Raw genomic sequence first — 23500 nt, forward strand, 5'->3', positions numbered from 1 at the left:
GGCTTTTAGCTATTGGACAGTTCTTGTAATTTGTAAATATGCCAGCGCACATTGCTATAAATCTTATCCTTAATTAAAAGTCATGCATTCAAAAGTAAAAAGTAAGATTTTATCCGCTCAAAACTTTATAGTTTGGGCGTTGCTGAATCAAGGGATGAATCTTTTTTGAACAGGTAAATCTTATCCTTAATTAAAAGTCATGCATTCAGAAGTAAAAAGTAAGATTTTATCCGCTCAAAACTTTATAGTTTGGGCGTTGCTGAATCAAGGGATGAATCTTTTTTGAACAGGTAAATCTTATCCTTAATTAAAATTGAAAATCCAAAAGTCAAAAGTAAGATTTTATCAGTTCAAAACTTTGATGTTACAGTAATTTACGGAAGTTATTTAACATTAAAAGTTTGAATACTCGGTTACTAAAGTTGTAAGTATTCAGCCGTCAGCCATCAGCTATTACTTTTAGTTTAGGATAAAAGCAATATTTAATTGTCTTGCTACAAAAGTTGCCTCCTTTGCACTTAAAGTCAGTTGTTAATTTAAACACTCTCCTATATGAGAGAGTCTTATTGCTAATAGCTGAATACTTACCTCAAGTTTAAATCCATTTTATGTTATTTATCCCATCCTAATTAGGGCTTACCGATTAAATATAAAAGTCTTTATAGATAAAGGTAAGTGCCTTTCTAAGTATCAAAAAATGCGAGGTTTTAGGTGCTAATGATTCAAAAATTTAGGATTTTGGTCAAGAATTGGGCAGAAAAATCAAGGGATGATTCTTCCTACTATCTCCTCTATAATTCCCCTAACTCCATTCTCCTGACTCAGTATTTCAAGCCTCCTACTGAATAGGAGGTACTGATAACTGATAACTGAAATAACTCCTTCTTCAATAGTTTAATTAGTAGAGAAAATTTTATGCAAGTTGCCTCCAAACCAGAAACAACAAATATCGATCGCTCCCCATCAGAAACCATCACCCTTGATGTTAGTGGGATGAAATGCGCTGGATGTGTCAAAGCAGTCGAACGCCAACTCACCCAACAAACAGGTGTTATCTCCGCTCTAGTCAACCTAGCAACCGAAGTAGCAACCGTCCAATGCGAAACAGGGGCGATCGACCCAAACACCCTCGCCGAAAAACTCACAAATAACGGTTTCCCTACTCAACCACGTCTCGATACCTCCGAAATAGACGCAACCAAAAAACAAACCGAACGCCATAACCAAGAAATTAAACAACAAATTAGACGGATAGCGATCGCTGCTTTCCTCATTATTCTCTCAGGTATGGGACATTTGGGTCACTTCATTGGTCTAGAAATTCCCATTTTGAGTAATATTTGGTTTCATGCAGCATTAGCAACCTTAGCTTTATTACTACCAGGTCGCGAAATTATCATCGACGGTGTTCAAAGTCTTTGGCGAAACTCCCCCAACATGAACACCCTAGTTGGTCTCGGCGCCATGACCGCTTACATTGCCAGTATTGTTGCTCTACTATTTCCCGAATTAGGTTGGGAATGCTTTTTTGACGAACCAGTAATGATCCTTGGTTTTATCCTTCTTGGTAAAACCCTCGAACAACAAGCAAGATATCGAGCAGCATCTACCCTCCAGTCATTAATAGCACTCCAACCTGCCACCGCACGTTTAGTCCCACCACCAAACGGGGAGAATAATTTTGAGTCTGTAGAAATTCCAGCTTCACGAGTCAAAGTTGGAGAATATCTCCAAGTATTGCCTGGAGAAAAAATTCCTGTGGATGGAGAAATATGTAATGGCAAAACAACAATAGATGAGTCGATGCTGACTGGGGAGTCTATACCTGTAACAAAAGAATGTGGCGCTAAAGTTACTGCGGGAACTATCAATAACTCAGGCGCTATAGTTATCCAGGCAACTCACACAGGTTCGGAAACTACATTAGCTCAAATAGTTAAATTAGTCGAAACCGCTCAAACCCGCAAAGCACCTATTCAAAATTTAGCAGATACTGTGGCAGGTTATTTTACCTATGGCGTAATGACTATAGCTTCCGCAACCTTCCTCTTTTGGTATTTAGCAGGTACTAATATCTGGCCGAATGTGTTGCAGATGACCGACCATGAAGGGATGATGATGGCACATTCCACTTCCACTTCCCCACTATTATTAAGTTTGAAATTAACTATCGCCGTTTTAGTTATTGCTTGTCCTTGTGCATTAGGTTTAGCAACACCCACAGCAATATTAGTAGGTTCGGGTGTTGGTGCAGAAAGAGGTTTATTAATAAAAGGTGGGGATGTACTGGAAAAGGTACATGAATTAGATACTATTGTCTTTGACAAAACCGGAACATTAACCACAGGTCATCCCACCGTTACCGATATTGTCGGGGATAACCCACAATGGTTATTACAAATTGCAGCGACGGTGGAAAGTGGTGCGAGTCATCCCTTGGCAAAAGCAATTTTACAAAAAGCTGAACAAGAGAATATCTCATTACTCACAGCAACAGACTTTCACACCGAAGCTGGTTTAGGAATATCTGCTGTTGTAGATGGTAAACCTGCTTTAGTGGGAAATTTGGAATGGTTGAAAAGCCATAAAATTGTTGTCAATGCTGAAAATATCCCCACTTTAAACGGCAAAACAACAGTTTATATTGCTGTGGATGGAATATTAGCTGGAGTTATCGGAGTTAGCGATGTGCTTCGAGATGACGCTAAAGCAACAGTGCAGCGTTTACAAAGTATGGGTTTAAGAGTGATGTTATTAACAGGCGATCGCTCTTCTGTTGCCGAAACTATTGGACAACAGTTAAATATCAACTCAAAAGATATTTTGGCAGAGGTAGTACCATCTGGAAAAGCAGAAGCGATCGCTTCTTTGCAGTCAAATGCTGGAAAAGTGGCAATGGTGGGAGATGGTATTAATGATGCTCCTGCTCTAGCTCAAGCAAATGTGGGTATTGGGATGCAAGCTGGTACAGATGTGGCAGTGGAAGCTGCTGATATTGTGTTGATGCAGGATAAATTGATGGATGTGGTGCAGTCAATTAAACTCAGTCGTACTACTTTCAACAAAATTCGTCAAAACTTATTTTGGGCTTTTGCCTATAATATTGTAGGCATTCCTGTAGCTGCGGGAGTGTTGTTGCCGACTTTTGGTATTATTCTCAACCCTGCGGCGGCTGGTGCTTTTATGGCATTTAGTTCTGTAAGTGTTGTGACAAACTCTTTATTGTTGCGTAGTACATTTCATTGAATTAGGAGTCAGATGGGAGATGGGGAGATGGGGAGATGGGGAGATGGGGAGATTAGGAGATGGGGAGATGGGGAGATGGGGAGAGTTCTTGAGGACGCGGGGAGGGGGAGACACGGAGACGCGGAGACACGGAGAGGGGAAGACGCGCAGATAGATGGACACGAGGGTTTTCTTTAATAAATAGAGAAAATAGATTGAATTAATTACTCAATTATCCAATCTCCGCATCCTCGTCTAATATAATGTCCGGATAAGAGCGTGATGAAAAAACTTATAATGAGTGCTTCAACAGTAAATCTTTCTATTTTCCCTACTCCCCTACTCCCCTACTCCCCCACTCCCCTACTCCCCTACTATCTTAATCAGGACTTACGCAAAGAAACTGTGTATAGAGTCCAGTAACTATTGGACAATAGTTATGAGTACTATATATAGCATATCTGCGTAAGTCCTAAATTAATAATTAATAATTAAATTATTCTGGTTTAAAGCCTCCCCTTTTAAGGGAAAAAAAAGAAATAATATCTTCTTACTATTCAATTCCGTAACGGTTTTAACCAGAGGTAATTATCAATTAATGAACATTACCATGCAGGTACTACCCAAAAACTTTCTTCTTCTGTTCTTTCTTTTTTCCTCCTGCACATCGCCCTATCTAACTCCTGACTGATAACTGATAACTGATAACTGATAACTGAAATTCAAATGCTGTCGATAAATTCCCAATTAGGGTTTTCTATTATGGACTGAGTTAACAAATCAAATTTTTGACGACAATGATTATCTGATTTTAAAGGGATTTCTTCATTTCTAACAACTATATTTATGCGTGTTTTTTCAGCAGTAGTTGCAATGCCAACATTGATTTCTATAGTAACAAGTTGAGAGAAAATAACTTGACTATCCACTTCACTAGCCATTAAATAATTGCCTCGAATATAGACAACTTCAAAACCACAATAACTCAGAATATCTGTCAAAATTAACTGTAGATTTTCTACATCAACAGCTACAGTAAATACACCAGTATAGCGAGCCATAAAAAACTCCAATCACAGAAAAATTATTTGAATTTAAGAAGGAAGAAGGAAGAGGGAAGAAGGAAGAGAGAAAAAGGAAAAAGTGGATGGGGACTCAAACCCAAACAAGCTTTTCAACAATTAATAATTAATAATTAATTTTGATAAATATTTACTACAAATAGTTAGGCTATTTCTTAGGATTCAATCCACCCCTCGCCCCTCCCCCTCCCTGGAGGGGAAGTCAAGAGTCAGGAGTCGTATGGGAATGGCTTTAATACCATTTTTTAGGGTGTAAATTATCTTTTTCTCTTGGTGCGCGTTCCCTCTCTTGGTCGGCGTTCCCTTGCGCCTGTCGGCGGCGCGGGGTCCGACCGCTTGCGACTGGCGTCGTCGCGGGGTCGCACCGCTTTGTCAAAGGGACATTTTGTGTAAAATCTTTTTATCACACTTATTATTAGTAACATTCTTTTTTCAAATTGGTATTAAACCCAAAAGAAAAAAATAAAATATAAACAGGACTTACGCATGAGGTAGGAAAAACTAGGATTTGAGATTACTTCCCTATGGGTAGTAATGACGAAAATACATTGCAGGTGCTTCAACAATTAATAATGAATAATGAATAATGAATAATTACCTCTCCTTGAAAGAAGAGGATTGACTAATAAAGAAAATTTTTCTTTATTATACCCTTAAAAGGGGAGGCTTTAAACCACAATTTTTCGGTAATATTATGTCCGGATAATTAGCGATCAAAAAAAACTTTCTCCTTTTCCTCCTCTTTTTTTCTTGCTTCTTCCTTCTTTCCTCCTGACTCCTGACTCCTGACTCCTCCGTCATTTATTTATCACTATTCAACCGGACATGATATAAGTCGTAATAAACTAATATTCTATATACTGCCTATAGGTGATAATATACAGCAGATTCGTTGGTATATGAGGTACAAATATTAATGATAATTTGGTTGATAGGAATCCTAGATAGTGAGCATGGTTATTTCATTATAGATTTTGACAATGAGTTTATTGATTTTCAAGCAGGGTAAAGATAAATTTACCGAATTATTAATTATTAATTATTCATAATTAAATAATCCGCCCCTTGAAGCCTCCCCTTTTAAGGGGAAAAAAAAGAAATAGTATTTCCTTATGTTCAATTCCGTAACGGTTTTAACCACAGGTAATTATCAATTATCCATTATCCATTAATGAATAAAGCTTGAAATAACATGGTTTCGTCAAGAAATAAAATGGCGCAGTTTAGAATGAAACAACCCTGGATAATTAGTAAGAATTTTATTACTTCGATGTCTGCCATTCCTTCTTCCCTAAAAGTCGAAGAACACAACTCAAATAAAATTGCTCCTATAAATAAATTAGTAATTATTAGCAAATTGTAAAAAATCAGTTAAACATAGATAAACAAATGCAAAATGATAGGTAAATTAATTGTCTTTGAAGGCGTAGAAGGAGGTGGAAAAACCACTCAAATTCAACTTTTACGAAATTGGCTATTAGAAAAAAAACAATCGAGCAAACTTTTCTCAAAGTTTATAGATTTAGAAGTAATTGTCACACGAGAACCAGGAGGAACAAAATTAGGTCAAGCTTTACGAGAATTACTATTAAATACAGATATATCTGGAGAACAAATTCAAGAAAGAGCCGAATTATTACTATATGCAGCAGATAGGTCTCAACATATAGAAAACTTGATTAAACCCTATTTAAAAAAAGGGGCTATAGTATTGTGCGATCGCTTTATTGACTCGACTATTACTTATCAAGGATATGGTCGTGGTTTAGATTTAGATTTAATTCAAAAACTCAATCATATTGCTACAGGTGGGTTAAAAAGCGATTTAACTTTTTGGTTAGATATTGATGTTGAAATTGGTTTAACTAGAGCTAAAAATCGGGGAAAAATTGATAGGATGGAACAAGCAGATATTCAATTTCATAAAAGGGTACAACAAGGCTATCAAGAATTAGCTAAAAGTAATCCTTTGATAGTACGAATAGATGCTAATCTGACCATAGATAAAATTCAAGAACAAATTCAAGAAGTTCTGATGAAAAAATTAATAGAATGGGCTTGAAGAAGGAAGAAGGAAGAAGGAAGAAGGAAGAAGGAAGAAGGAAGAAGGAAGAAAAAATGGATGAGGACTCAAACCCCAACCAATTGTCAACACCGTGTAGACGGTAAGGTATAAAACTCATAAAGGGAAAGAGATTTTTTTTAAGTATTTATATTAAAATAGCGTTTCTCAAGTTACTAAGGCATTGTTGTTTTTCTTATTTTTTATCAAAATAATATGGTTCTAAAACCCCACCTTTTAAGGCGATCGGGTTTTTGGATAGTTGCTCACACATCCCCTACTTCCCCTCCTGGGAGGGGTTAGGGGTGGGTTAACTTCTGACTTGTGACTTCTGAGTTCGTTAATCCCTAGCTCCTACTCCCTAAAAAAAATTCAGCAATTAACAATTAATAATTAACAATTAATAATTACCTCTTCTTAAAAGAAGAGGATTGACTAAAAGGATTTTTTTTGATTTTATCTCCTTAAAAGGGGAGGCTTTAAACCTGAATTGTTGAATGAATAATTATTAACTATCAACTCTTAATTATTAATTATTCATTATTAATTATTAATTATTCAGTAATTTTGTACTTCACAATCATGGGAATTGCTATATGTTAAAACTATACGAATTTTCTACTTCTGGTAACTGCTATAAAATCCGTTTACTGTTAACTCAGTTAGAAATCCCTTTTGAAAGAATGGAAATTGATATTACAAAAGGAGAAAGTCGTACTCCAGAATTTTTACAAAAAAATCCTAATGGCAAAATACCTGTCTTAGAAATAGAACCAGAAAAATGTTTATCTGAATCTAATGCAGTTCTTTTTTATCTCAGTGAAGGAACAAAATTTTTACCGACCGATAAATGGGAAAAAGCTCAAGTTATGCAATGGTTATTCTTTGAACAATATAGCCATGAACCTTATATTGCAACCTCTCGTTATTGGATAAGTATTTTAGGAAAAGCAAAAGAATATCAAGCAGAAATTAAGCAAAAACAACCAGGAGGTTATGCAGCTTTAAATGTCATGGAAAAACATTTAGAAAATCATCAATTTTTTGTAGGTAATAGTTACACTATTGCGGATATTTGTTTATTTGCTTATACCCATGTTGCCGATGAAGGAGGATTTAATTTAAGCCAATTTCCAGCAATCCAAAATTGGATAGAAAGAGTAAAAAATCAGCCCCTTTATCGTTCTATATTAAGGTAAGCATTTCCTAGGTCATGCTGCGCAAACAGCAGTCAGCTAGCCTCCTATCGGAGGAACTGCGTTATCAGCTATCAGCTTTAAGTCATATCTAATATATTTCCTACTACAAAATTGCTTATATTAATAACTCAGACTTCTAGTTCTAGTGCTTCAATTTATGAGTTAAAAATGTAGTAGAAGTTCAAAGAGCAATTCCTTAATTAAAAAGCTGAACTTGAGTGCATTTTACAGGAAAAGCTGACCGCTGAATGCTATAGCTGAATGCTTACATATTAAGTTAAATAGACATTTCCGAAATTCTTCAACCAGAAGTTGTATGTATTTAGTAATAACGTAATTATTCTGGGAGATTAAATTAGATTGAGATTAACGAAATCAAAAAATCTCATCTAAATTTATTAATATTTTACCGAATAATTAAGGTTTAAAGCCTCTCCATTAATGGAGAAAAAAGAAAAAAAGTTCTTTGATCCAATCCTCTTATTTATAAGAAGAGGTAATTCTAAATTCTAAATTCTAAATTCTAAATTCTTGAATATGTCTAAAAAAAAGGATAATTCTTCTCGTCTTTTTGATTCAGGTTGTTTGGTAGAAATTCTAATTTTTTTGATGCTTTTAGGTGGAAGTTACTGGTGGTTTATCCAGAGAAATCAGATCGATTTATCTAAATTCGTATCTAATAATTCAGTGGTTTCTTGGCTCCAAGATAAATTTCCAAATCTTCCTATTCCCACTGTAAAATCAGAAGATACATCAACCGAAAAAGAAACTGTTTTAAAATCAAAAGAAACTGACTCAACTCCAACCGAATCATCTCAATCATCTTCACCAGAAATTTCCAAAAATACACCAGATTTACCTAAAAAAGAATCACCATCACCTATTCCTGCCGAAGAAAAGATTGTGAATCCAGTTAAGCCTAATAATAATTCCCTTGAAAAAGAAACTGTTTTAAAATCAAAAGAAACTGACCCAAATCAAACCGAATCATCTTCATCAGAAACCGTCAAAAATACACCAGATTTACCTAAAATAGAATCACCATCACCTACTCCTGCCGACAAAAAGATTGTTAATCCAGTTAAGCCTAATAATAATTCCCTCAACGATAAAGTTTTAACTCCTTGGGAGAAAAAAGAAATTAGAGGAATTTACTTAAGTCGTTATTATATAACTAATAATGCAGATGAAAAAACAATTCGTGAAAGGGTTCGTTATTATAAAAAACAAGGATTTAATGCCATAATTCATGGGGTTTGGGGAAATGGTTGTACTATGTACAAAAGTGAAGTAATGCAAGAAATACTAGGAGCAAATAGTTGTCCTAATGAATTTAATGAACAATGGTTAGTTTGGTTAATTGATGAAGCACATAAACAAGGAATAGAAGTTCATGCTTACTTCGAGAAAGGCATTAAAATTGATAAAAATAGTCCGATTTTTGACTTAGCAATTGCTAAAAAATGGATAGTTCCCGGAGTGGATAAAACCTACGATGGAATTGAGCATTATGTCTTGGATGTAGAAGAAGAAGAAGTGGCTAACTTTTTTACTAATATTTTAGTTGAATTTGTCAAAAAATATCCAACAATTGATGCCGTTCAATGGGATGATTATCTAGGATATCATGCAGAATTGCCAGGAAAAGTAGACCGGACAGCGAAATTAACAAGCTTTACCAAGCAGATGGTAACAGAAATGAAAAAAGCCAATAATTCAGTTAGTTTTGATCTTAGTCATCATAACCCTTACTGGGCAAAAAAATATTTTGCTGCAGACTGGGAAAAATGGTTAGTAGATCGAGTCTTTATTCAAGCTTATAATGAAGATAACTTTCAGGAAGAATTGAATTATGCCAAACAATATGACGGTATTGGTATTACCGATAAACAATTACACCGCCTTGACGAATTAGTTAATAATTCTAATATTAAGAGCGTATTAGTCTTCCCACTTTCTGGAGAACCAGAAAAAGCAGCAAACAGAGTTAAATCATCTTTTTAGATTTAATTTTAAAAATTGTATTAAACATATTCATTCTGATTCCTGACTCCTTTTCATAGCATTCAGGAAAAACTTTATTCTCCTCTTCCTCCTTGTTCCCTCCTGACTCCTTCTTTTAGGTTGTAGGTAGGGGATGAAAATCTCATGTTCCGTATTCTTCTAACTTTTAACTTTTAACTTTTAACTTTTGACTTTTGAATTAGGTTATAGGTAGGGGATAAAAATCTCATGTTCCGTATTCTTCTAACTTTTAACTTTTAACTTTTAACTTTTGACTTTTGAATTAGGTTATAGGTAGGGGATAAAAATCTCATCTCCCGTATTCTTCTAACTTTTGACTTTTAACTTTTAACTTTTGACTTTTGAATTAGGTTATAGGTAAGGGATAAAAATCTCATCTCCCGTATTCTTCTAACTTTTGACTTTTAACTTTTAACTTTTGACTTTTGAATTAGGTTATAGGTAAGGGATAAAAATCTCATCTCCCGTATTCTTCTAACTTTTGACTTTTAACTTTTAACTTTTGACTTTTGAATTAGGTTATAGGTAAGGGATAAAAATCTCATCTCCCGTATTCTTCTAACTTTTGACTTTTAACTTTTAACTTTTGACTTTTGAATTAGGTTATAGGTAAGGGATAAAAATCTCATCTCCCGTATTCTTCTAACTTTTGACTTTTAACTTTTAACTTTTGAATTAGGTTGATAGGTAGGGGATGAAAATCTCATCTCCCGTATTCTTCTAACTTTTGACTTTTAACTTTTAACTTTTGAATTAGGTTGATAGGTAGGGGATGAAAACCTCATCTCCCGTATTCTTCTAACTTTTGACTTTTAACTTTTAACTTTTGAATTAGGTTGATAGGTAGGGGATGAAAACCTCATCTCCCGTATTCTTCTAACTTTTGACTTTTAACTTTTAACTTTTAACTTTTGAATTAGGTTGATAGGTAGGGGATGAAAACCTCATCTCCCGTATTCTTCTAACTTTTGACTTTTAACTTTTAACTTTTGAATTTATTTACCTCAATTATCGGACAAAACCAAGCCATAGAATTATTAACTCAAGCAGTTACTCGCCAACGTATTGCCCCTGCCTATTTATTTGTAGGCACTCCAGGAATAGGAAGGGGTTTAACTGCCCAATGTTTTATTGAACTCCTATTCTCCAATAACCACTCCCCCGCTAACCCATCCCTAAAAAATCGCATTCATAAAAGGAACCATCCAGACCTATTATGGGTAGAACCCACCTATCTACATCAAGGAAAACTACTCTCAGCAAAAGAAGCAACAGAAGCAGGAGTCAAACGCAAGTCACCACCTCAAATTCGTCTCGAACAGGTACGGGAAATTAGTGAATTTCTTGGCCGCCCCCCCCTAGAAACTGCAAGATCAGTAGTAGTCTTGCAACAAGCTGAAACAATGAGAGAAAGTGCCGCAAATGGTTTGTTGAAAACTTTGGAAGAACCAGGTAAACGGGCAACTTTAATCTTAATTGCTCCGGGAGTTGATTCATTATTGCCCACCTTGGTGTCCCGATGCCAGCGCATTCCTTTTTATCGCTTGGCCAACGAGAATATGAAGCTCGTATTGGAAAAAGCTGGCCATGAAGAAATTTTGAGGCATAAAGAAGTGATGATGATGGCTCAAGGTAGTCCAGGAGAGGCGATCGCTGCTTGGCAACAACTACAAGAAATTCCTGCGGATATTTTGGAAAGGGTAACTCAGGGTATTAAGACTATTCGTCAAGCACTAGAAGTAGGGCGAGATATTAGTAAAAATTTGGATATGGAGGCGCAGTTATGGTTGATAGATTATCTACAGCATAGTTATTGGGCAAAACCACAACAGCACCTTGACAAAGTGGAATGTCTCAAACATCTGGAGACAGCGAGAAAATATTTACTCTCCTATGTCCAACCTAGATTAGTTTGGGAATGTACTTTCATGGCGATGTGTTCTTTTTGAAGAAGGAAGAAGGAAGAGGGAAGAAGGAAGAGGGAAGAGGGAAGAGGGAAGAAGTAGTTAGGAAATTCAGAAATAGAATAGGGGAACAAGGTAGAAAAATTCTTCCATCTCGCCATCTCCCCACATTCCCCTCCTGGGAGGGGTTAGGGGTGGGTCACCATCTCAAGATTGAATCAAAAAAAATCACCCCAGCAGAATATCTACTTGGGATGAAAATAGTTCAGTTAAGTTTCAAAGAGAGGAGTCAACGAAAAATCAAACCATAAATCTTTACAGCAGTTGAAGGATAAGGTGAGGACAGATCAAAAGCTTAAAAATTAGACAAAGCAATATTTTTCCTTCTTCCTTCTTCCTTCTTCCTTCTTCCTTCTGCTATACCTATACATTTGAACCATCAGCAAGGTTCTGGCTAGCATAGGCGTCCATACTATAGGCCGGAATTCGCTGATTGTAGTCCAATCTATTGCCAGTTAAAGATTCAGACAAATTTTCAAAAGACTTAGAATTCCAGTTGCGCTCGTGGATAGGCTTAGTTTGTTCGCCCAATAAATAAGCTTGGCTTCCAATTACTGCTGCAGCTACCCAACCGATAACGAATAGTGAGATTAAAATAACCATAATTTTTTTCTTTTTTTTCTTTATATTTATTTACCTTTATGTAAACAAATGTAACAATTTATTGCGGTAAGTGTCAAGTTAGGATAATTTACGGCAAACCAGATAAAAAGATGTGGAAATCCGTATCTATTAAGTATTGACATTTTGATAAATCAAAATCGTTGGGTCGCGCCACCCCACCTTTTAAGGCGAAATATTTTTGGAGAGTTGCTCACGCATCCCCGTTACAAAAATAACTTCTGACTTCTGACTTCGTTAAAAACAGTCCCTGGATCAAAAAAAAATCACCCCAGCAGAATATCTACTTGGGATGAAAATACTTCAATTAAGTTTCAGAGAAGAGAGAGGAGTTAGGGAAAAATCAAATCAAAAATCTTTGCCTATACATTTGAACCATCAGCAAGGCGCTGGCTAGCATAGGCGTCCATACTATAGGCCGGAATTCGCTGATTGTAGTCCAATCTATTGCCAGTTAAAGATTCAGACAAATTTTCAAAAGACTTAGAATTCCAGTTGCGCTCGTGGATAGGCTTAGTTTGTTCGCCCAATAAATAAGCTTGGCTTCCAATTACTGCTGCAGCTACCCAACCGATAACGAATAGTGAGATTAAAATAACCATAATTTTTTTCCTTTTTTTTCTTTACATTTATTTACTTTTATGTAAACAAATGTAACAATTTATTGCGGTAAGTGTCAAGCTGGGATAAATTACGGTATTGTGGGTAAAAAAATATAGAAATCCACACTTCTTGAGTCTTGACTTATTGTCAAGAATGAGGTACTTAGTACTTAGTACTGACGCTAAAGCTTAGATAGAGAAATGTTTTTCCCACTTTTCCCAACTCTCTACCTGGATATTTGAGATAACATCAAGTCCGTTTAATTCGGTATAAAAAAATGTTCTATCTGAGTGCCATTGCCAAATATTTCCCCCACTCCCCCACTCCCCTACTCCCCCACTACCCTACTCCCTATTTAAGATAACGCCACGCCTTGATTAAATTTCCTTGCATCAAAGCAGCAACTCCATTTAAAGCTCTAATTTCTGGCTGAGTGGGGTCCAGCTCCAAAGCAGACTTCAAAGCTATTTCTGCCGCCCCTGGATTTAAGTTATATAGATAAACAAAAGCCAAATAAGCATAGGCAAAGGGGTTTTGGGAATCTAATTCTGTCACCCTAGTCAAAGCAGCGATCGCTCCATCCGCATCCTGTTGTAAAACTCTGGCCAAACTCAACCCATAAAGCCACTCTAAATTATTGGGGTCTTGCTGCAAACGATATGCCAAAGTTTTTTCTGCTTGTTTGGTATAATCTTGGACTGGATCGTACTGGTTAACTCGCCCCACTTCCTCAAATACGGTTTCTAAACCTTTTATCCCCAGAGGCAACTTTTGCCCCCACATCCGCAACTGTGTCACCAAATCTAATTCTGGTGCTGGTAATATTTCCGCCTGGGGGTCTACTTCGACACGCACGGGGGGTTGTATGGGAATAGGATAAGTTTCTCCAGTTTTCCGGTTAAGGTAAGTTGCTTCTAATATGTAATTTCCCGATGAAATATTGGCAGGAGGTAACATTCCTATTCTTTCAATAATTTCAAACCCGACTTCAGACTTTTTTGTTGGAGACAGACCAGGGTATAAACTCCCCATTCCAATAGCGCGATCGTGAATGAAACTTGTAATAGATTTTTCTGAGATATTGTCAGAAACTAATTGCTGAAATTGTGGTTGATTAATACAGCAGTTCTTTAATCTATGAAGTACAGTTTTATATCCCCCCTTTGCCCCCCTTTGTAAGGGTGGAACGTTCAAAGTCCCCCTTTCTAAGGGGGATTTAGGGGGATTATAAATGTACTTCGTAACTGTGGGAATTGCTATATTTTCTCGGCGATAAGTTAACAACACTAAACCGGACTGTAATTCTTGCCAAGAACCAGACCATTTATAGGTAATAGGTATTGGTACTCCCGGTCTAATTTTTGGCGATAAAATAACATAGTCTAATTTGACTTTTTCTTGTGGTTTATTCAGAGGATGAACCTCTACAGGTAAAAACTGATTATGATAAAGATTTAAGTTGCTATTATCTGGCAACTGCCAAGTTTTTTGTAATTGAAAATTAGGGTTTTGTTCGATGATATTAACAATAGCAGATTGAGCTTTTTTAATTCTTTTTACCGAACCTTGGTCATTAGTTTTCGTGACAAACCAAGAGAGCGATCGCACATCTTGAGGTACTTGTTTTAAATTAGTTCCTACTTGTCTACCGTAAACCTGTAAATTTTGCAAAGCACCGTAATAATTTAAGTTATGTTGATTAATTTCTGGAGTGGAAGGTAAAACTCCTAAAGTTGACCGTAAATAGGGGTCAGTTTTGATAATTTCAGCAATTACTTTTTGGTGAGGCCATTCTTTACCTAAATGAGCATAATAAACACCGCCAGGACTCAACCAGGCAGAAATTTTTCTGAAGAAAATTCCACCTACAGGCCAGATATTTAACAGCATTAAAATAATGGCTAAACCAATAGTAAACCAGCGAATTTGTTTTCCTACTTTTATCGGAAATTGCATTAAACCAAAGGCTAATAAAATTGATAAAACTGGCAATAATGGCAAAGTGTAGCGAAAATCTTTGTTGATATTGAGAGAGCAAATGAGATAACCGCCAATTAAAAATATAGCTAACCATCGGCAAGAGCGGAGGTAATTTGATGATAATTTATCCTGTTTTTTGAACGACCGAATTAGGTAAAAAAATAATCCGCCAATGGGAATAATTAATAGGGGTAAAGAAATATGATAAGGCAGCAGTTTCCAATAATAAAGCCAAGCATCCAAACTCAATAAATTGGGGTCGCCTTCAGCAATAGCAGAATCTACAGTTGCCCGTTTACCAGCAGTTAACATTAATAGCCAATTTTTTCTCGCCCAAGGGTAAAAAGTTGCTACAGATAAACACAGAGAAAAAATTAGTTGAATTAACTTTTGCCACTGCCGTTTTCTGAGAATATTTACTCCTATCGAAAGTAACGGAATGAATAGAAAAAATATGGTAGTTTGTTTAACTAAAATTGCAGCACCAAAAGCCAAACCAAAAGCAATCGCCCAAAGCCAATCTTTTAGATTTAAAGATATAAGTAAATTACAGCAAATTGCAGGTATATGAGGTACAAATATAAATCGTAAAGTTTTTGTAGTGCGGGCATCTTGCCCGCGACTGGTGTACCTCACTAATATGAAATACGCTGTATTTGCTAGAGTAGATATTCTTGACAGTAATTTATCGAAGATAGAGGTTTTTTCAGAATTAAAATTAAAATTTTCTTGGTCAATTTTTCCCGTTTTATTTTCCCTGTTCCCTGTTCCCTGTTCCCTGTTCCCTATAGGAGATATTTTTGACAGTAATTTATCGAAAATAGAGGTTTTTTCAGAATTAAAATTAAAATTTTCTTGGTCAATTTTTCCCGCTTTATTTTCCCTGTTCCCTATAGGAGATATTTTTGACAGTAATTTATCGAAAATAGAGGTTTTTTCAGAATTAAAATTAAAATTTTCTTGGTCAATTTTTCCCGCTTTATTTTCCCTGTTCTCTATAGGAGATATTTTTGACAGTAATTTATCGAAAATAGACGTTTTTTCAGAATTAACATTAAACTTTGTTTTGTCAACTTTCCCCATTCCCTGTTCCCTGTTCCCTGTTGCCTGTTGCCTATTCCCTATAGCAGATATTTTTGACAGCAATTTATCGAAAATAGACGTTTTTTCAGAATTAAAATTAAAATTTTCTTGGTCAATTTTTCCCGTTTTATTTTCCCTATTGCCTGTTGCCTGTTGCCTATTAAAATTAAAATTTTCTTTGTCAATTTTTCCCGTTTTACTTTCCCTGTTGCCTGTTGCCTGTTGCCTGTTGCCTATTGAAAAATACCAAAACGTTAAACAACAGAAACTTAAAGTCACCATTGCCGTGAGAGGATAGTCGAGTAAATACTGTAAACGATATCTATATAAACCTGGAAATAATATACATAAAACTGCTGCCCAAAAACCAACTTTTTGATTAAATAATTTTTTACCCAAACAATAAACTGAACTAAGTAAAATAGCACTAAAAAATAGATGTACTAAAGTTGCTTGGTCAGCACCCCTACCAAAAATAACTTGAAATGGAACAGTAAGAATATAAGTCAACGGCGGAACCTTCGGCGAAAGCTCCCAAAAATGCTGCCACCATTCCCCAGAAAACAGATGCACATTTTGAAAAGCACGCCAGTAAGTCAGGGAACCCGTGAGATAGTCAGCTTGATCCCAAGCAGGAACAGACTTATCAAAAGCAAACCAGAGGCGATCGCTCACCGCTGCGAATAACCATAAGATAGTTAAGGTAAGGATATGATTAGTTTTGTGTTGTTTTTTTTCTTGGGCAATCATAAATGTCAGTTATCAGTTATCAGCAAAAATTGTAATGGACTGACACATCTAAAACGGTGTAATAGTAGGGGCGGGTTTTAGCTAGAATTTTAATGCTTACTCTAAGATTTATATAAACCCGCCCTAATGTACACCCATTAGTTGTATCAGTCTACTACCGGAATTTGCACCAGCGAAAACGATCCTCAAATTAACAAACTGCAAAATCGCCGATCTTGCGTGTTTCTGGGTGATAAAATCCTAAAACAATTTTGTCTTTAGGAACTCCTTCTGCTAACAATTCTCCTGCTATACCATCTTCCATTCCATCCCGATGAATCCAAATTTTATCATCTATAATTTCTAGATGAAGTATGCAACCATGAACCATTTTATGACCTTCTACTCCCACAATCATTAATAGATAATGGTTTTGTTCTCGGTCAAAAACCGTTTTTCTTTCTACTTCGCTATCAGAATATCGCAACTTAGCGTATTCGCTGATTATTTTCTCGATTATTTGTTGATATTTACTGATGGTATCCATTTAATAATTATCTCCTCTGATTTGTGGAAAACTAATAAATTTAAGCGTTGGTTTTCTAGCATTAATTCACCAATGGGTTCGCTGAATATGCCATTATAAGGTTTTACATCTACTGCTAAATAGAGGATTCTTTCTGGATTTGTTTTTTTGAGTACATCATGGTAAACGATATACTGACCAACCGCATTTTCTAGATCGTTCATTGGGGAAGGACTTGCAAAACTTTTCAATTCTACTGCTATTTTTCCTAAAAAACAAGGTCTAAAGTTTCTCCTTTCAAGGGAATGAAAAAAATCAGCTTTAGTCTTTCAATCCCGATGCTGAGTGCCAAAGATACTGATAACTGATAACTGATAACTGATAACTGAAATGGAACCCCACTTGATAACGTAAGGGTCATCAGTTATGCTCCAATTATCTTTGATTAAAGCATTAATTAAGTTGTTATGGTAAGCATCTCTAGCTGGCATAAAGAAATACTGAGGGTAGTTTTTATATAGAAACCGGGTTTATTGAATTGTCTTACCAGGTAAACTTGCCTCTTTCCTAAAGGAAAAAATGGGGAAATTTAGAACGTAAGCTAATAGAAATAATTGTGATATAAGCTTATCGTTAAGGTTCTATTAGTAGCGGTAAATTGCGAGAATTATTAGGTTTTTCAACTCCTTTAGAGGCAGATAAATTTCTTAAGTCTAAAGGAGTAGATTTAGATTACGATAAAGAGGATTTTATGAGCGATCGCCAAACCCACGAACAACTAGAAAAAGAGGGAAAGTTAAAGAGGTTATGATAGTTGTTTCGGATACTTCGCCGATTTTTTATTTACTACTACTTTCCTGCGGGAGAGCGATCGCCAACCTTACTCTTTTTAGTCAAAATTGCTGGTTCTTGCGCTACTCCAGGTAGGCATCCCAGTAATCCTGCAAATAACTCAGCTATAGGTGGTAAAAGTGCAGGCAAGTGTTTTTCTCTCAAATTTTCATACTTTGGCTGATAAATAAAACCATGACATTGCCTAAGCTTCTCTGTAAACCAACGCAAATCAGCATTATCTTCCACTCCTTCAATTTCATTGCGGGTAGCTATAGATTCAGCAGCATCAGCGAGATCCCCATCCCACTCTTCAATTACTTCAAGAGCTTCTAGAGCTTCTGCATTATTTGCCAGTTCGGAACGTAAGTTTTCAATCTGTTCTAGTGTAAGTTTCATCATAGAGTTATTCTAATTTACTTACTGAATTTTACTACACCTTTATGATATGATAAGTTAATAACTAGAAGAAATACTCATGCAGCAAATTCAGATTGTCTTACCAGATGAGCTTGCCTCTTTCCTAAAGGAAAAATGGGGAAATTTAGAAAGTAAGCTAATAGAAATAATTGTGGTAGAAGCTTATCGCGAAGGTTCTATTAGTAGCGGTAAATTGCGAGAATTATTGGGTTTTTCAACCCCTTTAGAAGCAGATAAATTTCTTAAGTCTAAAGGAGTTGACTTAGACTATGACGAAGAAGATTTCATCGCCGATCGCCAAACCCACGAACAACTAGAAAAAGAGGGAAAATTAAAGAGGTTATGATAGTTGTTTCGGATACTTCGCCGATTTGTTATTTACTTCTAATTAAGCAAATTCAACTGCTGCCTCAACTGTACGGTCAAGTTTTAATTCCTCGAATAGTGCAACAAGAATTATCCGATGAGCGATCGCCTATTGTGGTCAAAAATTGGATTAAAACTCCCCCAAAATGGTTAATAATTAAAGAAGTTACCGTTCCTGTAGACAAGGATTTAGAGGTCTTAAATGCCGGGCAAAAAGCAGCTATGATTTTAGCCATTCAGCAAGAAGCAAATTTGATTATTATTGATGAAGCTTTAGGCAGAAAAGTTGCCCGCAAGAAAGGACTGAAAGTAACTGGATTACTTGGTATTCTGGATCGAGCTGCTCAACAAAATCTAGTAGATTTTTCCCAAGCTATTGCTGCTTTGGAAAAAACTACTTTTCGTGCTTCGTCAAAGTTAATTAAATCTCTTTTAAGTCAGTATTAATATCATGTCCGGACTAATTATGATTTGATACCTGGCCAGATCTCTTGTTTTGATCGGAGGTCAAGGTATGATAGGAAATGAAGTTTAAGTTAAGTCTGGAAAAAACAGGGTTGTATTTGTAGAAAAACGGGATTGAATACAATATACCATACGATTAATTTATAGGAAAATAACTGATGACAACTCAAGAATTAATTGATTTAAGAACTTGCATTCTCCAAGGGCGAACCGGGGATGCTTTGGTAATTATTGACGAATTGGATGCCATGAGTAAAAAAGACATCATCAGAAAAATCAAATCCTATTTAATTGTGATGTTAACTCACTTAATTAAAAATCAGGTGGAAAGACGTTTAACTAATTCCTGGGCAGTATTCATCCACAACGCAACTCTTGAAATTCAAGACTTAAATTTGCAGCCAAATAATACCTCTTATTTCATCAAAGAAAATGAATTGGATGAGATGCTAGAAGTGGCGATAGAGTTTGCTATTGGCGATGCCAGCGTGGAGGTTAAAAATGGCGCTTACAGTCCATTTAAACTGGAGGAAATGGTAGATAAAAATTCTGTAATCGCAACTGCTAAGAATTTTTTAGCTTTAACTTACGCTGATTCTGCTAAAGATTTGTTAGCTGTTATTGACGATAATTTGACTTTATTACCCGGTGGGGAAGATTGGAAATTTGGCAGGAGAAATAAGTAGTATTTTTAATTGTTAATTTCAGGAGAAAAATAACTAATGACAACTCAAGAATTAATCGACTTAAGGACTTGCATTATGGAAGGTATAAATCACGATGCTTTAGCAATTATTGACGAACTGGATGCCATGAGTAAAAAAGACACCCTTTTCAAGATAGATTCTTATTTAACTGTGGTGTTAATTAACTTAATAAAAAATCAGGTGGAAAAACGATTAACTAATTCCTGGGCTGCATCAATTCGGACTTCGATTAGAAAAATTAAAAGCTTAAATTTAAAGGAAAATAAAATTTCTTATTACATCAAAGAAGATGAATGGGGAAAGGCGATCGCGCAAGTTATAGAAGCAGCTATTCGAGATGCAAGCGTAGAAGCATTAGATGGCAATTGCAGTCCGTTTCAACTCAAAGAAATGGTGGAAACAACTCAAGTTACCGAAAATGCTTTGAGTTTATTGTCCTTAATTTACGCACATCAACCGGAGATTATAGCCGCAATTATTGACGATAATTTGGCATTATTACCCGGTGGGGAAGATTGGAAGTTTGGTAGGAGAAATAAATAGCATTGTTAACTAAGCAATCAGCAGTCAGCAATCAGCAATCAGCATAATTTTTTGGGAAATTGAGGAGAAAGTTCCAATCTATAAAAGCCTGGGATTTTAACTCAGAGCTGCTAAAAGCTGATAGCTAGTTAATTGTTGATTTCAGGAGGGAAAAAACTAATGACAACTCAAGAATTAATCGACTTAAGGACTTGTATTATGGAAGGTAGAAATCGCGATGCCTTAGCAATTATTGACGAACTGGATGCCATGAGTAAAAAAGATACGCTTTTCAAGATAGATTCTTATTTAACTGTGGTGTTAATTCACTTAATAAAAAATCAGGTGGAAGGGCGATTAACTAATTCCTGGGCAGCATCAATTCGGGCTTCAATTAGAAAAATTAAAGGCTTAAATTTAAAGGAAAATAAAATTTCTTATTACATTAAAGAAGAAGAATGGGATGAGATATTAGAAGAGGCGATTGAGTTTGCTATTCGTGATGCAAGTACAGAGGTTAAAAATGGCGCTTATAGTTCCTTTCAATTGAAGGAAATGGTGGATAAAACTTCTGTGTTCACAACTGCTAAGAGTTTTTTAGCCTTAACTTATAGTTATTCTTCTAATGATTTGTTAGCTGTTATTGACGATAATTTAGCATTATTACCCGGTGGAGAAGATTGGAAGTTTGGTAGAAGAAATAAATAGCATTTTTAATTGTTAATTTTAGGAGGAAAATAACTAATGACAACTCAAGAATTAATCGACTTAAGGACTTGCATTATGGAAGGTAGAGATCGCGATGCCTTAGCAATTATTGACGAACTGGATGCCATGAGTAAAAAAGACACGCTTTTCAAGATAGATTCTTATTTGACTGTGGTGTTAATTCACTTAATAAAAAATCAGGTAGAAGGGCGATTAACTAATTCCTGGGCAGCATCAATTCGGGCTTCAATTAGAAAAATTAAAAGCTTAAATTTAAAGGAAAATAAAACTTATTATTACATTAAAGAAGAAGAATGGGATGAGATATTAGAAGAGGCGATTGAGTTTGCTATTGACGATGCAAGTGCGGAGGTTGAAAATGGCGCTTACACTCCGTTTCAACTGAAGGAAATGGTGGATAAAAATTCTATAATCACAACTGCTAAGAGTTTTTTAGCCTTAACTTACAGTTATTCTGCTAAAGATTTGTCAGTAGTTATTAACGATAATTTTGCATTGTTACCCGGTGGAGAAGATTGGAAATTTGGTAGGAAGAATAAGTAGGAGATCTATTAAAAAAGCGATCGCTTCCATTATAATACGATCGGGACTTACGCAAAATATCAAGTTATACACCATCTGTAGGGGCGAATGGCATTCGCCCTCACTCGATATAGTGTCTGTCCTGATGATGAGTTAATAATTAGAGGAGTGAAAAATATCAAAGTGCTAAAAAAACTAAAATCATATCATAGCCTTTTTATCTACAGTATTTTAATCTTAATATCTGCCTGTAGCAACACATCAAATATTTCCGAAAACCCTACACTCACTAACAATAAAAGTTCTAAATTAGAGACATTAAAATTTGAAAAAAAGCCCATTAACGACAAAGGTGGATACTTCTATACTAACGGTGAATACGCTCTTGGACCATTCACTCCAACAATGATAAAAAAATGCCAAGAATGGGGAGGTGGAGGCAGTTGCAATAGTAACCAATGGTCAGAAAAATTATTTCTCCAAGCTTATGGAAACACAAGATGTCCGGAGGGAGCTACTCTCAACAAAATTATCGGTTATTGCGTCGAAAATAACCAAGTCATGGGTCCTTTTCCTCAAGAATTAATCACTGCTTGTGTCAAAGCTAACGGTGGAAATAGCTGTCAGTTGAACCTTTGGAATGCACGTTTTCTCTACAAATTGATGCAAGATGAAGGTATCGTGAGCAAAATAGATAAACCGCCCCAGTTTGTGATGTTAGCATTTGATGGTTCCAGTTCCCTAGACGCTTGGAAAAGATCGCGCAACTTTGCCCAAGAAATGGAGAAAAAAGGCATTAACCTACGGTTCACTTATTTTGTCAGTGCAGTATATTTTCTCAGCAAAGACAAACGAAAACTTTACGATGCTCCCGGTGGGAAAGGAAAAGGTCGGTCGGATATTGGTTGGGGTGGTACTGCGGAAGATATTGCTCTCAGACTGGAACAGGTTAACCTCGCTTATCAAGAAGGTCACGAGATCGGGTCTCATGCAGTGGGTCATTTTGATGGTAGTAAATGGAGTGAGAAAGACTGGAGCAAAGAGTTTAAATATTTTGAGCAATTTTTCTTTGGAGCGCATAAAATTAATAATTTACCAGGGTCTCTAGTATTCGATGGCAGTGCGATCGAAGGTTTTCGCGCACCACTATTAGCTCGAAGTCCTGGTTTGTATAAAGTTTTAGCCAAAAATGGTTTCCGCTATGACACTAGCAAAGTAGCATTATCTAACTATTGGCCGCGAAAGGAAAATGGTATTTGGAACTTTCCGTTAGCTAGTCTGACTAACTCTCGTGGAAAAAATGTACTGTCAATGGATTATAACTTTTATTATTTGCATTCTAAGGCAAAACCAAATCCTCGTAATGCGAAACGTTATGAGGAGGATACTCTGAAAACTTACATGAAATATTTCCAGAAGAACTACAATGGCAACCGCGCTCCTATAGATATTGGGCATCATTTTTCAGCTTGGAATAACGGTGCTTACTGGAGAGCAATGTTTCGGTTTGCTGAGTCTGTCTGTGGTTTACCAGAAGTTCGATGTATTACTTATAGCGAGTTAGCAGATTTTATGGATCTGTTGAGTGACGAGCAAATTACTGCTTATCAGCAGGGAAATTTTCCGAAAAGTTCAGAGGATTAAATCTAACATTTCAAATATTTCTTGAAAATATATCCTGTTGTTACTTAATATTTCCTGAACCCAATAATTAATCAACTGCTGCAACATCTTATCTTTTGTAGTCCAGTTAACTTTACTATCAGCTTCTTAGCTAACTTGCATAACACATTTAATATATACTTCTCTCAAAAAATCATAACCAATTATGACCATGAC

General features: G+C 35.9%; 22 protein-coding genes and 1 pseudogene. 15 read left to right on the forward strand and 8 right to left on the reverse strand.

All coding sequences use genetic code 11. The annotated features are described in order from the left end of the window. Positions 1-915 precede the first annotated feature (915 nt). The gene (locus tag F6K23_RS20755) at positions 916-3246 is read left to right on the forward strand and encodes a cation-translocating P-type ATPase (RefSeq protein WP_293159336.1); all 2331 of its coding nucleotides are present in this window, start codon (positions 916-918) and stop codon (positions 3244-3246) included. A 19-nt stretch (positions 3247-3265) separates the two neighbouring features. Continuing rightward, entirely contained in the window at positions 3266-3400 is a 135-nt protein-coding gene (locus F6K23_RS20760) for a hypothetical protein (RefSeq protein WP_293159337.1), read from the forward strand. Positions 3401-3947: 547 nt separating this feature from the next. On the opposite strand, the gene F6K23_RS20765 is transcribed toward F6K23_RS20760, so the two are convergent. Beyond that, on the reverse strand, positions 3948-4286 hold the full coding sequence (locus F6K23_RS20765) for a hypothetical protein (protein ID WP_293159339.1): 339 nt from the start codon (positions 4284-4286) through the stop codon (positions 3948-3950). 278 nt (positions 4287-4564) lie between these two features. After that, positions 4565-4732 carry a hypothetical protein gene (locus tag F6K23_RS20770; RefSeq protein ID WP_293159341.1) on the reverse strand — a complete coding sequence of 56 codons (168 nt, stop codon included), beginning with the start codon at positions 4730-4732 and terminating at the stop codon, positions 4565-4567. Between the two features lie 971 nt (positions 4733-5703). On the opposite strand from F6K23_RS20770, the gene tmk reads away from it, so the two are divergent. The 5 genes from tmk (at position 5704) to F6K23_RS20795 (ending at position 11808) form a co-directional block, all read left to right on the forward strand. Further along, the gene (gene tmk / locus F6K23_RS20775; RefSeq protein WP_293159343.1) at positions 5704-6369 is read left to right on the forward strand and encodes a dTMP kinase; all 666 of its coding nucleotides are present in this window, start codon (positions 5704-5706) and stop codon (positions 6367-6369) included. 596 nt (positions 6370-6965) lie between these two features. After that, the gene (locus F6K23_RS20780) at positions 6966-7568 is read left to right on the forward strand and encodes a glutathione S-transferase family protein (protein WP_293159345.1); all 603 of its coding nucleotides are present in this window, start codon (positions 6966-6968) and stop codon (positions 7566-7568) included. Between the two features lie 537 nt (positions 7569-8105). Further along, positions 8106-9572, forward strand: coding sequence for a family 10 glycosylhydrolase (locus F6K23_RS20785; protein WP_293159347.1), 1467 nt, complete (start codon positions 8106-8108; stop codon positions 9570-9572). A gap of 1010 nt (positions 9573-10582) precedes the next feature. Beyond that, entirely contained in the window at positions 10583-11542 is a 960-nt protein-coding gene (locus F6K23_RS20790) for a DNA polymerase III subunit delta' (protein ID WP_293159349.1), read from the forward strand. Continuing rightward, entirely contained in the window at positions 11539-11808 is a 270-nt protein-coding gene (locus F6K23_RS20795; RefSeq protein WP_293159351.1) for a hypothetical protein, read from the forward strand. Before F6K23_RS20790 ends, F6K23_RS20795 begins: the two co-directional genes overlap by 4 nt. A gap of 112 nt (positions 11809-11920) precedes the next feature. Here the strand turns inward: F6K23_RS20795 and F6K23_RS20800 are convergent, their stop codons facing one another. The 5 genes and pseudogenes from F6K23_RS20800 to F6K23_RS20820 all read right to left on the reverse strand — a co-directional run bounded on the left by F6K23_RS20800 (position 11921) and on the right by F6K23_RS20820 (position 17590). Continuing rightward, the gene (locus F6K23_RS20800; protein ID WP_287519238.1) at positions 11921-12160 is read right to left on the reverse strand and encodes a photosystem II protein, Psb35-related; all 240 of its coding nucleotides are present in this window, start codon (positions 12158-12160) and stop codon (positions 11921-11923) included. 380 nt (positions 12161-12540) lie between these two features. Continuing rightward, positions 12541-12780 (reverse strand): photosystem II protein, Psb35-related, encoded by a 240-nt coding sequence (locus tag F6K23_RS20805; RefSeq protein ID WP_293159353.1) that lies wholly within the window; start codon positions 12778-12780, stop codon positions 12541-12543. Positions 12781-13132: 352 nt separating this feature from the next. Continuing rightward, positions 13133-16594: a phospholipid carrier-dependent glycosyltransferase gene (locus tag F6K23_RS20810; protein ID WP_293159355.1), complete on the reverse strand. Its 3462-nt coding sequence runs from the start codon at positions 16592-16594 to the stop codon at positions 13133-13135. Between the two features lie 190 nt (positions 16595-16784). Further along, the gene (locus tag F6K23_RS20815; protein ID WP_293159357.1) at positions 16785-17120 is read right to left on the reverse strand and encodes a XisI protein; all 336 of its coding nucleotides are present in this window, start codon (positions 17118-17120) and stop codon (positions 16785-16787) included. Continuing rightward, positions 17090-17590 (reverse strand): annotated as a pseudogene (locus tag F6K23_RS20820) (element excision factor XisH family protein). The gene F6K23_RS20815 and the pseudogene F6K23_RS20820 overlap by 31 nt, the downstream one beginning before the upstream one ends. A 152-nt stretch (positions 17591-17742) precedes the next feature. Between F6K23_RS20820 and F6K23_RS20825 the strand changes: the two are divergent. Then, positions 17743-17910 carry a UPF0175 family protein gene (locus F6K23_RS20825; RefSeq protein WP_293159464.1) on the forward strand — a complete coding sequence of 56 codons (168 nt, stop codon included), beginning with the start codon at positions 17743-17745 and terminating at the stop codon, positions 17908-17910. A gap of 38 nt (positions 17911-17948) precedes the next feature. Here F6K23_RS20825 and F6K23_RS20830 read toward each other — a convergent pair whose 3' ends face one another. Further along, on the reverse strand, positions 17949-18332 hold the full coding sequence (locus tag F6K23_RS20830; protein WP_293159359.1) for a hypothetical protein: 384 nt from the start codon (positions 18330-18332) through the stop codon (positions 17949-17951). 76 nt (positions 18333-18408) lie between these two features. Between F6K23_RS20830 and F6K23_RS20835 the strand changes: the two genes are divergently transcribed. The 7 genes from F6K23_RS20835 to F6K23_RS20865 all read left to right on the forward strand — a co-directional run bounded on the left by F6K23_RS20835 (position 18409) and on the right by F6K23_RS20865 (position 23305). Further along, a complete protein-coding gene (locus F6K23_RS20835) occupies positions 18409-18696 on the forward strand; it encodes a UPF0175 family protein (RefSeq protein ID WP_293159361.1) in 288 nt (95 codons plus the stop codon). After that, entirely contained in the window at positions 18693-19163 is a 471-nt protein-coding gene (locus tag F6K23_RS20840) for a DUF3368 domain-containing protein (RefSeq protein ID WP_293159363.1), read from the forward strand. The genes F6K23_RS20835 and F6K23_RS20840 overlap by 4 nt, the downstream gene beginning before the upstream one ends. A gap of 176 nt (positions 19164-19339) precedes the next feature. Then, on the forward strand, positions 19340-19867 hold the full coding sequence (locus tag F6K23_RS20845) for a DUF29 family protein (protein WP_293159365.1): 528 nt from the start codon (positions 19340-19342) through the stop codon (positions 19865-19867). A gap of 36 nt (positions 19868-19903) precedes the next feature. Then, complete coding sequence (locus F6K23_RS20850) at positions 19904-20431, forward strand: DUF29 family protein (protein ID WP_293159367.1); 528 nt, start codon at positions 19904-19906, stop codon at positions 20429-20431. Between the two features lie 159 nt (positions 20432-20590). Continuing rightward, the gene (locus tag F6K23_RS20855; RefSeq protein ID WP_293159369.1) at positions 20591-21118 is read left to right on the forward strand and encodes a DUF29 family protein; all 528 of its coding nucleotides are present in this window, start codon (positions 20591-20593) and stop codon (positions 21116-21118) included. Between the two features lie 36 nt (positions 21119-21154). Beyond that, positions 21155-21682, forward strand: a complete 528-nt coding sequence (locus tag F6K23_RS20860) for a DUF29 family protein (RefSeq protein WP_293159371.1) — start codon at positions 21155-21157, stop codon at positions 21680-21682. 87 nt (positions 21683-21769) lie between these two features. Then, positions 21770-23305 carry a hypothetical protein gene (locus tag F6K23_RS20865; protein ID WP_293159373.1) on the forward strand — a complete coding sequence of 512 codons (1536 nt, stop codon included), beginning with the start codon at positions 21770-21772 and terminating at the stop codon, positions 23303-23305. The last annotated feature ends 195 nt before the right edge of the window (positions 23306-23500 follow it).

This window comes from Okeania sp. SIO2C9 (genome assembly GCF_010672455.1).
Classification (GTDB): Bacteria; Cyanobacteriota; Cyanobacteriia; order Cyanobacteriales; family Microcoleaceae; genus Okeania.